Genomic DNA, 11,851 nt, shown 5'->3' with positions numbered 1-11,851 from the left:
TTACTTCGTATTAAAAATTCTGAGAATGTATCCGGACTTCTCACTCCCTGCATATCTCCGGTCCTGTCTGTAGGGGATGACCCCGAGTACAGTATTTTCACTGTCCGTCAGAATCCAGATTTTTTGCCTCGCTAAATTAGATATTTTTTCGTCCCTAAAAAACTTAGAAACTTTCTTTTTCCCTGAAAATCCCGAAGGATAAAATTCGTCTCCGGTTTTTTGCCTTCTCAATTGCAGTGGAAACCGGATTTTTTCGGCATCGAAGTGCCAGTTGAACTCAATATCGATTTCTTCAATGCTTTCCATTACATTTTCGAGATTAATTGCTTTTTGGTTTTCGGAAAAGTCAAATTTTTCAAGTAAAACAATTTCTTCTTCAGTACTGTTTAAATGAAACTTTTCATCAAGCTTTTGTAAAACCAATTCTCCATAGTTAACGAGCAACTGATAATCTTTTGAAAAAAATATACTTCCGTTTTCCGCCGTAAAAATTTTTGCAATTTCTCCTTCCTGATTAAAACCGTATTTTTTTAAAATCTCAAATTTTACAAAAGTACTTTCTCTGGCAAGCTGTTCTTTTGATAAGACTTTGTAGTGCTTGTTAAAAATACTTATGCGGTTTTCGATTTCCTGAATCTGTTGCTGGACAAAATCTTTTGTCCGGTTGAGGTATAACGAACTTTTTTTAAAATTTTCCAGAAAATGTGAATTGGTTTCCCGTAACTTCGGCACAATCTCATGGCGTATCTTGTTTCTCAGGTAATCATTTTTCTGATTGGAAAGATCTTCACGGTATTCAATATGATGTTCTTTTGCGAAAGCATAAATTTCTTCTTTGCTAAAAGGTAAAAGCGGCCGTAAAATATTATTATCATTGGCTGGGATTCCTGCCAATCCGTTTATTCCTGCTGCTTTAGAAAGATTAATAATGAACGTTTCAAGCTGGTCATTAAGATGGTGGGCAGTCACTAGAAAATCAAGGTTTTCTTTTTCACGGATTTCTTTAAAGAAATCATACCTGAGTTCCCGTGCCCATAGCTGAATGGAGTTGACCGGTTTATTATCCTTCTCGGAAACCTCGTATACATTAAATTTAATATTCTTTTTTTTACAAAAATCCTGCACTACTTTTTGATCAAGATCAGAGTCTTCGCCGCGGAGTTTATAATTGATATGTGCTATCTGAAACTGTAATCCCAAATCATTAAAAATGTGTGCTAAAACCATAGAATCTGCACCACCGCTTACCGCCAGAAGATAGGTGCTTGTTTCGGGATTCGTGACAAGATTTTGCAATTGATTTTTAAGGTCTGGCGTTTTCAAGATGTATGCTGAGAATTTCTTTGTGCAAAGATAATCCATATTATTAAAATGAATTTTGTTACCTTTGATCGTCTAAAAATGATTATTTATGAAAATTTTTAAAATCTTAGCAGTATCTGCAATGGTGTTGGGGATGACATCTTGTATCAGCAAAAAACAGTATGATGCACTGAGCTCAAATTACAAACAATGTATTGAAAACGTGGGAGAAAGACAGAGAGAAATTCAGGATCTGAAGTCTCAAAACTCTGCTTTGACAAGCGAAAATAACCTGTTGAAAAGTCAGCATGATGCTTTGAAATCATCATTGGATGCGTGTCTTTCCAATACAGGAAAAAGCTCTGCCAATATCGACAAGCTGGTAGGAGAAATCAATTCTTCAAATTCTTACATCAAACAGCTGATCTCAAGCAATGCTAAAAATGACAGCTTAAATTTAGCATTATCAAACAAACTGAAAAGATCTTTGGATAATGTAGCTGACAGTGATGTTCAGGTAAAAGTATTAAAAGGAGTAGTAATGATCTCTCTTTCTGATAAAATGCTTTATAAAACAGGAGATTACAATGTATTGCCTGCAGCACAGGAAGTGTTAGGAAAAGTAGCCAAAGTAATCAATGATTATGACAAATATTCTGTATTAATCGAAGGGAACACGGATAATGCTCCGTTAAACTCTCCGAATTTACCGAGAGACAACTGGGATCTTTCTGCTTTGAGAGGTACTGCTGTAGCTAAAGTATTACAGACTCAGTTTGGAGTAGATCCAGCAAGAATCACTGCGGGTGGTAGATCAGAATACAATCCTAAGGCAACCAACATGAGCGTTTCCGGAAGAGCTGAAAACAGAAGAACGGAAATTATCATCATGCCGAAGCTTGATGAATTCATGAAACTAATGGACATAGCGCCGAAGAAATAACAAGAACAGACATTCAATCAATAACAAATAAATCCCGAAGCAATTCGGGATTTATTTTTTTAATCAAATTAATTCTTCTTTTTTCAATAATGAAATAATTCGCTGTAAAAATGAAGTGGATATTTCCGGCTTAGTTTTCTTCAGAGAATCAGTCCTGTTTTTTTGCAGTTGATTGCTCTTTTTCTCTTGGTTAATTTGTTTGATTCCCGCATCCATTTTGGTTAGTGTTTTTACCCTGAACCAAAGGTATGGCGATTATAAAAAATAGGGTATCCGTATTTTCACGGTAATTTTTATGTGCATTTACCCGCGATACTGAATATTCGGGCTTTTTTTGTGCTTTTGCTTATATTTAAGTAAATTTGAATCAACAAAATTTGTAGAATGAGCTTTTTTGAAGAAAAGAATCCGGAAATGGACAGGTATCTGGAAACCCATGCTTCGTCTGAACCTGAAATCCTGAAAAAGCTGAGGAGAGAAACTTACCAGAAAACAACTCAGCCCCACATGATCTCAGGATATCAGCAGGGAAGACTGCTGACAATCATTTCCCAAATGATGCAGCCGGAAAATATCCTTGAAATAGGAACTTTTACAGGATACGCAACACTCTGTCTTACAGCAGGACTTTCCGAAAACGGCCGGATTACTACACTGGATGTGAATGAAGACCTGGCCTATTTTCCTAAAAAGTATTTTGCAGAAAGCGAATATTCCTCCCAAATTGACTTCAGGCTTCAGGATGCAAAAGAATTTTTAAAACAGACTGACCAATTCTTCGATCTTGTTTTTATCGATGCAGACAAAGAAAATTATGCTGAATATTTCAGACTGATAAAACCGCGCACAAAATCGGGATCAGTAATAATGTTCGACAATGTACTCTGGTACGGGAAAGTGCTGGAAGAAAACCCGAAGCAGAGGTCTACACAGGCTATTAAAGAACTCAATGATCTGATCGCAAAAGATGATGATTTTGAAAATCTTATTTTACCTTTGCGCGATGGTGTAAACTTTTTACGCAGAAAATAGAATAAGGCAGAGTATAAGGTTAAGATTTCTTTGGATTTCTCAACTATTGTCCTCAATCTAAACCTTTAATATTAAAATATGAATAAAGGAATTTGTATTGTGACGGTGGCACCTGTACGTGCGGAAAATTCAGACAAAGCTGAAATTGTGACGGAAATCCTGTTTGGCGAAAGTGCTGATATCCTTGAAGTGAATAAAAACTGGACCCGGATAAAAATGCATTATGATAACTATGAAGGATGGATGGATACTAAACAGCTGAAACCTGTAACCGATGAAGAGCTGGCTGCCCGCAAAGTAACAATTGTAACCGAAGATTTCGCTTCCGTTATGATGAATGACGGAAAAACGCTGCTTTCTATGGGTTCTGAAGTAGAATTTCCGGTAGTGGCATCCAGAAGAAGTCATAATATGCGGGAAAGTATAGCATTAACGGCAAAAGAATTTCTTAATGTCCCATATTTGTGGGGTGGCAAAAGTTTTTTTGCTGTAGACTGTTCGGGATTTACGCAGCTCGTGTATAAAGTTCACAATATAAAATTACCAAGAGATACCTCGCAACAGGTGGACGTGGGAGAGTCTTTAACCTTTGTGGAAGAAAGTCAGCCGGGAGATCTTGCTTTTTTTGAAAATCCTGATGGGAAAATTATTCATGTGGGAATTATGCTGGATAATCAGAAAATTATTCATGCTTCCGGAAAAGTAAGAATTGATACATTAGATTCTACCGGGATTTTTAATAAAGAAATGAATAAACACACCCATAAATTGAGAGTGATCAAAAGCATACTGTAACTTTAAAGAATTAAAATGGAAAATATTCTCCTGATTTTTGATATGTTAAACTTTGGACTGCTTGCTTTTCTTTGGTGGTTCAGTATTAAAAATTATAGAGTATTATCAGAGACTATACCTATTCATTTTGATCTTGACGGAAAGGCAGATCGTTTTGGAAATAAGAAATATTTTTACCTGATGCCTGCTGTGCTCACGATTATCTATTTTTTATTTGTGTTTCTTATCAGAAGTCCGGAATCAGCCAATTATCCTGTACCGATTACTCAAGAAAATGAAAATGCCCAGTTTCTCATCATGGGAATTTTTATGCGATGGCTGTTTGTTTTGATATCATTGATATTTTTAAACAGCCAGGATTATATGCTGAGGTATTCATTCAGCGATACTGCAAAACCGCGGGTAGCATTTTCTACATTGTTGTTTTCAATCATCGGAAGTTTGGTTGTTCTGTTTATTTTTGTGGGTATTTTTAAATGATATTTAAATTCAATGGGCTTTTTTTATAACATATTTATCAGCTTAATGATTTTCGGGATGAAGATCTTTTCATTATTTAATGATAAAGCGAAAAAAGGCGTTCTCGGAAGAAAAGAATCTTTACAAAAAATACAATCAGGATTTTCTGCAGGCGATCAAGTGATCTGGATGCATGCAGCCAGTCTGGGAGAATATGAGCAGGGACTTCCGGTTTTGGAAAAGCTGAAAGAAAAATTTCCGGCTCATAAAATCCTTATCACATTCTTTTCGCCTTCAGGATATGAAAATGTTGTAAAAAAGAAAAATATTGCGGACGTAATCTGCTATCTCCCTTTTGATGAAAAAAACAAGGTAAAAGAATTTGTATCTCACCTCAATATTACTTTGTTCTTTACCGTAAAATATGATTACTGGTACAATCTTTTGGAAGAGCTTAGACAAAAGGGTACAAAAATTTATGTAATTTCTGCACTTTTTTATGATACACAGTCATTTTTTACTTCTCATGGAAAATGGTTTGTAAAACAGTTGCAGAAAAATATTGACTGGTTCTTTCATCAAACGGAAATGTCTTATGCTTTGGCCAGAAATATAGGTCTTACCCAATCTTCCGTGACAGGCGATACTCGTTTTGACCGTGTAAAGCAGCTGCAAAGCCGGAACAATCATGTGGAATTTATTAAAGATTTCATCGGGCAGGATAAAGCGGTTGTTTTTGGCAGTTCCTGGCAGGCTGAAGAAAAGGTAGCCGAAGAAGTGTTGATGGGAAGTCCTTATGCAAAACTGATTATTGCGCCTCATGATCTTAAAAGAGTTCAGCATCTGAAACAGACTTTCCCGGATGCTATTCTATACAGTACGATTAAAGAAAAGATGGATTTTAAATCACGGGTTTTGATCATTGATAGTATTGGCCTGCTTTCGAAATTATATTCTTATGCAGATATTGCCGTGGTGGGAGGCGGCTTTCATAATGCCGGATTGCATAATATTCTTGAAGCTGCAACTTTCGGAGTGCCTGTCATTTTCGGGAACCATTACCGGAAAAATCCGGAAGCAGACGAGCTGATCTCAGCAGATGGCGGAAAATCTTTTGAAAATGCCGGCTTAGCCGCAGATTTTGTAATGTTCCTCATCAATAATGAAGAAATACTCGGCAGAATGTCTGAAAATGCAAAAAAATTCATTGCCGAAAAACCGGAGTCCACAACATTGATTATGCAAAAAATCTTATCTTAAAAAGCCCTGGCTTTTAATTTCTTTAATAATCTGGTCGAAATTTTCAGGAATTTTATCGCTCGTAAGCCAGTTTAAATCTATTCCGTTGTTAATAAAAAGCTTTGAAAGATAATGGTTCTTGATGATTTTACTTTTCAATTCGTCCAGATGTTCATCAATTTCCATCCAGTAGTCCACATCCAGTTTTCTGGTAAGAGTCAATGCTTTTACGGTTTTATTAATGATATAAAGGTAAAGTTTATACACATTATCAAATCTTTGCCTGCCAAGATCTTCATTGTAATCAAGAATTTTATTAATCAGCAAAAGATTGAGGCTTACTTCTCCGAATTTATCGGTAGTAATTTTTACATGTTCCGTGATTTCGGCGCTTATTTTACGGATGATACCCAGAAAGTATTTTTGATTGCTGATATATTTGGACGCGAGTACTACTTTTTCTTCCACAATTTCTTCCATGGCATCTCTCTTATTGTCAGTAGTTTCAGGGTCAATCAGTTCAAAATATAATTTTTTAGACAGAAGTTTATCTTTTTTTAATAATCTGAAAATAAGCTTGTCTTTTTCTGCTGGAGAAAAATTACTGAGAGCAGCCTTGAATTCTTTTGAATATTCCATTTTTAAATTTAATTAAAAATTTTCGAATATTTTAAAAATCCGTTTAATGCCCAGTTTGCAGTATAGTACAAAGACCTTATCGTAGAAAATCCCATGAAATCTTTGTAAACCAGGTATTGATCTTTAATTATATTCTTTTTCTTTCGGGAAACACTGTTCTGGCGCATTCTGTATTTGGCAAGTGTTTTCTGTAAAGGATAGCCTTTCGGAATTTCTTTCAGAAGATTCAGCCACATGACATGATCTTCGCGTTTACTTTTTACCGGGAAGAAAAACTTACCCACTCTTTTAGTGTCATACATGGTAGAAACCGGGGCTAGCCTGCAGGTTTTCAGTAAATTTGAAAATGTTACAATTTTATCTGCTTCAAAATCTTTGAGAACAGGCTGCATGGTATGTTCGTCACATCTTGAATAATTACAGTAGACAAGTTCTGCGTTGTAAGTTGTCATATAATCAACCATAGTTTCAAGATATTCGGGATGCCAAAGATCATCGGAATCAAGGAATGCGATATACCTTCCGCGGGCTCTCTCAAGACTTTTATTTCTTGCATTGCCGGCTCCGCCATTTTGCTCCAGAACCTGAAGTTTTATTCGGGTATCGTAATATTTTTGTACAATTGTAACAGTATTGTCCCGTGAGAGATCATCAGTAATCAGCCATTCCCAGTTTTCGTAAGTCTGGCCAAGTACACATTGTATTGTTTCCTCAATGAATTCTTCCGAATTGTATGAGGGTGTGATAATGGAAACAAGTTCTTTCATCTGTGTAGATAATTATAAAAATTTTTTTTCAAAAAAGTGCCATGAACATATCCCTACTGCAACAACAAGCAACATGCAGATCACTGCCATCATATAAGGGTTGTAATCCTGAAAAAATCCAAGTGTGGTAAAAACCCGGATGATAGGAAAATGGAAAATGTAAATTCCGTAAGTGAAGTCTCCGTACTTGCCGAAATTATTTAAAAATGAAAAAGAGTAAGCAATATACAATACGATAATGCCGATCATCATTGGTGAAAATAATTTAATGCTGAAAACCAGATCAATCCATACTGTGAAGATGGCAATACTAAAAAGCGTGTTTTTATATTGAATGAACCGGTCGAAATTAAAATAGATCAGCATTCCTGGAATGAAATAAGAGAGCGATCCCGGAAGCTGTTTCGCGGCAGACATTTTATCTAATGATTCGAAATAATTAAGATAAATAAGAGACAGAAAATACATAATCACGAGGCTGAGATTTCTGTACTTGTTATTCTTTCCGAACAATAAAAAAAGTAAAGGAACGCAGAAGTAATAGGACATTTCAACTTTCAGGGTCCATAATGCTCCGTTTACCGCCTGATTCCCAAAGACTCCGGGCAGCCATGGTGCTTTAAAATTCAGAAATAAAGAATTCCAGAAAAGATATTTATAAACCTGGGGATTACTGAAATATTCAGCGAAAGAATAAGTGCTTACAAGGCTTAATAAAATGGCGCACAGAAAAACCACCAGCAAATAAGCAGGAACTATTCTCCTGATTCTTTTATTCAGGTAACTTTTTAATCCTGAAGAGCGCTCGTAGCTTCTCGCAATAAGAAATCCGCTTACTACAAAAAAACCGAAAACCGCTATTTCAATGGGACTGTAATGAAGAATTTCCAGCTCTTTGGAAGCGCTTAATGTTCCAAGATGCCCCACAAAGACAATGAAGGCCAGGAGAACGCGGATAAAGTCGAAATTATTTTTCGTTATCATTTGTGTTGTTTTATACAAAAATAACTTTTTCCTGCAATATAGATCGCTTTAAGCCTCAATATTTTTAAAAATTACTAAGTTTACAATTATTTTTTGCAAAATATTATTAAATAAATCAAAAAAATTATAATTTTAGCACTTGAAAAATTTGATACATGAAGAAATTAGCATTACTATTTGCAGGTCTATCTTTATTCGTAGCGACAGGATGTAATAACGACGACGATAACACAATAGAATATCCGATTGTGGGAACATGGCAGCCCATGAAAGTGGTTGTTACCAGCGTCCCTATAGGAGATGATCCTGTTTCAGATGCCATTACTTTTGATTCTGACTGCCAAAAGACATCAAGATGGGTTTTTGCAGCGGCGGGCACGGGAAAAAGAACGGATAACGGAGACGGAGCTACACCGGGAACCTGTCAGCCTACTTTCGATAGAACTTTTACCTATACCTATGATAAAGACAGTAAAGCTATTCAGGTAAAATACCAGGGAATCGTGGAGCCGGATAAAGGAAGTGTGGTTACCCTTAATGAAACGACCATGAATATTAAATTTGAAGATACTTCAGATCCTACTGAATACCAGTCCATGACCTATACTTTAAAGAGAATTCCTCAATAATAAAAGTTTTTACTTCATTAAAGCTTAAGATCTCATCTTCGGATGAGATTTTGTTTTTTTATATTTAATTCAAAATTAATTCTATTTCTCCTAAAATCATTATTTTTGTGATTCTTGATTTTTAGAGTTAAAACAATTAACCTAATGTATCTAAGTCTAACATCTAACATCTAATTATAAAAGTGTTTTACGATCATCAGCAGATAGAAAAAAAGTGGCAGAAATACTGGGAAGAAAATCAAACCTATAAAACTTCCGACAGCACTGATAAACCTAAATTTTATGTTCTCGATATGTTTCCTTATCCATCGGGCGCCGGACTACACGTGGGGCATCCTCTCGGATATATTGCATCGGATATTTATGCCAGATATAAAAGACATCAGGGATTCAATGTGCTGCATCCGGTAGGCTACGACAGCTTCGGGCTTCCTGCTGAGCAGTATGCAATCCAGACCGGGCAACATCCTGCCATAACTACAGAACAGAATATTACCAGATATGAAGAGCAGCTTAGAAAAATTGGCTTTTCTTTTGACTGGAGCAGGGAAGTAAGAACATCAGATCCTTCATATTATAAATGGACGCAATGGATTTTTATTGAATTGTTTCATTCATGGTACAATAAAAATACGGACAAAGCGGAGCCGATTTCCACTTTAATCAAACATTTTGAAAGCAAAGGAACACAGGATCTAAATGCCAATGAAACCGAAGAACTTCATTTTACGGCAGAAGAGTGGAATACTGCTTCCGAAATGGATAAAGAAGATATTCTTTTAAATTACCGTTTAGCCTACAGAGCGGAAACTACCGTAAACTGGTGCCCTGCTCTGGGAACCGTACTGGCAAACGATGAGGTGAAGGACGGAAAATCCGAAAGAGGAGGTTTTCCAGTGTTTCAAAAGAAAATGATGCAGTGGAGCATGAGAATTTCCGCATACTCTGAGAGATTATTGCAGGGTCTGAAAGGCCTTGACTGGCCACAGCCATTAAAAGATTCTCAGGAATACTGGATCGGAAAATCCCAGGGAGCTCAGGTGAAATTTGAAATTGAAAGTCATCCTGATGAAGTTATTGAAGTATTTACCACAAGACCGGACACTATTTTCGGGGCAACTTTTATGGTGCTGGCTCCGGAAAATCCTTTGGTAGAAGCCATCACCACACCGGAACAGAAAGCTGAGATTGATAGCTATATCGAAGAAACTTCCAAAAAAACGGAAAGAGACCGTATGGCGGATGTGAAAAATGTTTCGGGAGCTTTCACGGGTAGTTATGCTCTTAACCCTTTCAGCAATGAAAGAATGCCGGTCTATATTTCAGATTACGTATTAATGGGATATGGAACAGGAGCTGTAATGGCCGTTCCGGCTCATGATGAGCGTGATCACAGATTTGCAAAGAAATTTAATTTAGAAATTAAAAAGGTTGTAGAAACCGATGAAGATATTCAGGAGAAATCTTTCGATTCTAAAGATTCCGTATGTGTAAACTCGGATTTTTTAAATGGTTTAAAATATGACGAAGCAAAAGCACTGATTATTTCTGCGATCGAAAAAAGAGGAATCGGGCACGGTACTACCAATTACAGACAGCGTGATGCCATTTTCTCCAGACAAAGATATTGGGGTGAGCCGGTTCCTATATATTATAAGGATGGAATGCCTTACACTTTGCCAACTTCAGCATTACCTTTAGAACTTCCTGAAGTTGAAAAATATTTACCGACAGAAGACGGAGATCCGCCATTGGGAAATGCAAAAACTTTTGCGTGGGATCAAGTCAATCAAAAAGTGGTTGATACGGATCTGATTGATGAAAAAACAATTTTTCCTCTAGAACTATCGACGATGCCGGGTTGGGCGGGAAGCTCATGGTATTTTTTACGATACATGGATCCTCATGACGAAAACGTTTTTGTTAAAAAAGACCTTGCCGATTATTGGGGCCAGGTTGATCTTTACATTGGAGGAAGCGAGCATGCAACCGGGCATTTGTTGTATTCAAGATTCTGGAATATGTTTTTAAAGGACAGAGGATATATTAATCATAATGAACCTTTCCAGAAACTGATTAATCAGGGAATGATTTTGGGGATGAGTGCGTTTGTTTATAGAATTGAAGGAACGAACAAATATGTATCTAAAAATTTAGCCAAAGAATATGAAACTCAGCAAATCCACGTTGATGTATCTTTATTAAAGGGAACATCAGACGAATTGGATACGGAAGCATTCAAAGCTTGGCGGCCGGATTTTGCAGATGCTGAATTTATTTTTGAAGAGGATGGAAAATTTATCACTGAACGTGAAGTAGAAAAAATGTCCAAGTCAAAATACAATGTCGTAAACCCGGATGATATCTGTGAAGAATACGGTGCAGACGGTTTAAGATTGTATGAAATGTTCCTAGGACCATTGGAACAATCCAAGCCTTGGAACACGCAGGGACTGAGCGGAGTTTACGGTTTCCTTAAAAAATTCTGGAATTTATATTTTAATGGCGAAGTTTTTGAAGTGTCAGATGAAGAGCCGACAAAAGCGGAATACAAAGTTTTGCATACCTTAATAAAGAAAGTGGTATACGATATTGAAAATTTTTCTTTCAATACGTCTGTTTCTTCATTTATGATTGCGGTAAACGAATTGCAAAAAATAAAATGCAACAAACGCAATATTTTGGAACCTTTGTCCGTTATCATTTCTCCATATGCGCCACATATATGTGAGGAACTTTGGAGTCTGCTCGGCCATACAACTTCAATTGAGTTTGAAAAATTCCCTGTATTGAAGGAGGATTACCTGGTAGAAGACGAAATTGAATATCCTATTAGTATTAACGGGAAAACAAAACATAAACTGGCATTATCTGCACAGCTTTCAGCTAAAGAAGTGGAAGATTCAGTAATGAAAGATGAGAAAGTTCAGCAGTTTTTGGAAGGTAAGACGCCAAAGAAAATTATTGTAGTGCCGGGAAGAATTGTGAACATTGTAATTTAAATAAAAATTAACATTGGCAAATTAAAAAAAATGAAGGCTTATATTTTTTAAATTTTTAAT

At 36.3% G+C, this 11,851-nt stretch carries 11 protein-coding genes; 7 read left to right on the top strand and 4 right to left on the bottom strand.

Features of this window, described 5'->3' with window-relative positions; all coding sequences use genetic code 11:
* Nucleotides 1-1,362: a tRNA lysidine(34) synthetase TilS gene (tilS, locus tag U9K52_RS15230; RefSeq protein WP_322927244.1), complete on the bottom strand. Its 1,362-nt coding sequence runs from the start codon at nucleotides 1,360-1,362 to the stop codon at nucleotides 1-3.
* 49 nt (nucleotides 1,363-1,411) lie between these two features.
* Here tilS and U9K52_RS15225 point away from each other — a divergent pair, with 49 nt between their 5' ends.
* The 5 genes from U9K52_RS15225 to U9K52_RS15205 all read left to right on the top strand — a co-directional run bounded on the left by U9K52_RS15225 (nucleotide 1,412) and on the right by U9K52_RS15205 (nucleotide 5,791).
* Nucleotides 1,412-2,245: an OmpA family protein gene (locus tag U9K52_RS15225; protein ID WP_072883444.1), complete on the top strand. Its 834-nt coding sequence runs from the start codon at nucleotides 1,412-1,414 to the stop codon at nucleotides 2,243-2,245.
* Between the two features lie 384 nt (nucleotides 2,246-2,629).
* Nucleotides 2,630-3,277: an O-methyltransferase gene (locus U9K52_RS15220; RefSeq protein WP_322927243.1), complete on the top strand. Its 648-nt coding sequence runs from the start codon at nucleotides 2,630-2,632 to the stop codon at nucleotides 3,275-3,277.
* Between the two features lie 78 nt (nucleotides 3,278-3,355).
* Complete coding sequence (locus U9K52_RS15215; RefSeq protein ID WP_263602184.1) at nucleotides 3,356-4,072, top strand: C40 family peptidase; 717 nt, start codon at nucleotides 3,356-3,358, stop codon at nucleotides 4,070-4,072.
* A 15-nt stretch (nucleotides 4,073-4,087) separates the two neighbouring features.
* A complete protein-coding gene (locus U9K52_RS15210) occupies nucleotides 4,088-4,552 on the top strand; it encodes a DUF1648 domain-containing protein (protein ID WP_322927242.1) in 465 nt (154 codons plus the stop codon).
* Between the two features lie 12 nt (nucleotides 4,553-4,564).
* The gene (locus U9K52_RS15205) at nucleotides 4,565-5,791 is read left to right on the top strand and encodes a 3-deoxy-D-manno-octulosonic acid transferase (RefSeq protein WP_322927241.1); all 1,227 of its coding nucleotides are present in this window, start codon (nucleotides 4,565-4,567) and stop codon (nucleotides 5,789-5,791) included.
* On the opposite strand, the gene U9K52_RS15200 is transcribed toward U9K52_RS15205, so the two are convergent.
* The 3 genes from U9K52_RS15200 to U9K52_RS15190 are packed head-to-tail and all read right to left on the bottom strand — an operon-like array spanning nucleotide 5,783 to nucleotide 8,160.
* Nucleotides 5,783-6,409 carry a hypothetical protein gene (locus tag U9K52_RS15200; protein WP_322927240.1) on the bottom strand — a complete coding sequence of 209 codons (627 nt, stop codon included), beginning with the start codon at nucleotides 6,407-6,409 and terminating at the stop codon, nucleotides 5,783-5,785. The two genes, U9K52_RS15205 and U9K52_RS15200, sit on opposite strands and share 9 nt — an antisense overlap.
* 8 nt (nucleotides 6,410-6,417) lie before the next feature.
* Nucleotides 6,418-7,176 carry a glycosyltransferase family 2 protein gene (locus U9K52_RS15195; RefSeq protein ID WP_322927239.1) on the bottom strand — a complete coding sequence of 253 codons (759 nt, stop codon included), beginning with the start codon at nucleotides 7,174-7,176 and terminating at the stop codon, nucleotides 6,418-6,420.
* Between the two features lie 12 nt (nucleotides 7,177-7,188).
* A complete protein-coding gene (locus tag U9K52_RS15190) occupies nucleotides 7,189-8,160 on the bottom strand; it encodes an acyltransferase family protein (protein ID WP_263602189.1) in 972 nt (323 codons plus the stop codon).
* Nucleotides 8,161-8,315: 155 nt separating this feature from the next.
* On the opposite strand from U9K52_RS15190, the gene U9K52_RS15185 reads away from it, so the two are divergent.
* Entirely contained in the window at nucleotides 8,316-8,789 is a 474-nt protein-coding gene (locus U9K52_RS15185) for a lipocalin family protein (protein ID WP_263602190.1), read from the top strand.
* A 182-nt stretch (nucleotides 8,790-8,971) separates the two neighbouring features.
* Nucleotides 8,972-11,791 (top strand): leucine--tRNA ligase, encoded by a 2,820-nt coding sequence (gene leuS, locus U9K52_RS15180; RefSeq protein WP_322927238.1) that lies wholly within the window; start codon nucleotides 8,972-8,974, stop codon nucleotides 11,789-11,791.
* Nucleotides 11,792-11,851: the final 60 nt, after the last annotated feature.

The organism is Chryseobacterium sp. MHB01 (assembly GCF_034651565.1).
Lineage (GTDB): Bacteria > Bacteroidota > Bacteroidia > Flavobacteriales > Weeksellaceae > Chryseobacterium > Chryseobacterium nepalense.
Note: the sequence above shows the minus strand (reverse complement) of the source record. Positions and strands in the feature narration are given on the sequence as shown.

What these genes read in the sequence shown, in the direction of transcription:
- tilS (WP_322927244.1), bottom strand. Translation starts at nt 1,362, where the DNA reads ATGGATTATCTTTGCACAAAGAAATTCTCAGCATACATCTTGAAAACG.
- U9K52_RS15195 (WP_322927239.1), bottom strand. Translation starts at nt 7,176, where the DNA reads ATGAAAGAACTTGTTTCCATTATCACACCCTCATACAATTCGGAAGAA.
- U9K52_RS15225 (WP_072883444.1), top strand. Translation starts at nt 1,412, where the DNA reads ATGAAAATTTTTAAAATCTTAGCAGTATCTGCAATGGTGTTGGGGATG.
- U9K52_RS15200 (WP_322927240.1), bottom strand. Translation starts at nt 6,409, where the DNA reads ATGGAATATTCAAAAGAATTCAAGGCTGCTCTCAGTAATTTTTCTCCA.
- U9K52_RS15210 (WP_322927242.1), top strand. Translation starts at nt 4,088, where the DNA reads ATGGAAAATATTCTCCTGATTTTTGATATGTTAAACTTTGGACTGCTT.
- U9K52_RS15215 (WP_263602184.1), top strand. Translation starts at nt 3,356, where the DNA reads ATGAATAAAGGAATTTGTATTGTGACGGTGGCACCTGTACGTGCGGAA.
- U9K52_RS15205 (WP_322927241.1), top strand. Translation starts at nt 4,565, where the DNA reads ATGGGCTTTTTTTATAACATATTTATCAGCTTAATGATTTTCGGGATG.
- U9K52_RS15185 (WP_263602190.1), top strand. Translation starts at nt 8,316, where the DNA reads ATGAAGAAATTAGCATTACTATTTGCAGGTCTATCTTTATTCGTAGCG.
- U9K52_RS15190 (WP_263602189.1), bottom strand. Translation starts at nt 8,160, where the DNA reads ATGATAACGAAAAATAATTTCGACTTTATCCGCGTTCTCCTGGCCTTC.
- U9K52_RS15220 (WP_322927243.1), top strand. Translation starts at nt 2,630, where the DNA reads ATGAGCTTTTTTGAAGAAAAGAATCCGGAAATGGACAGGTATCTGGAA.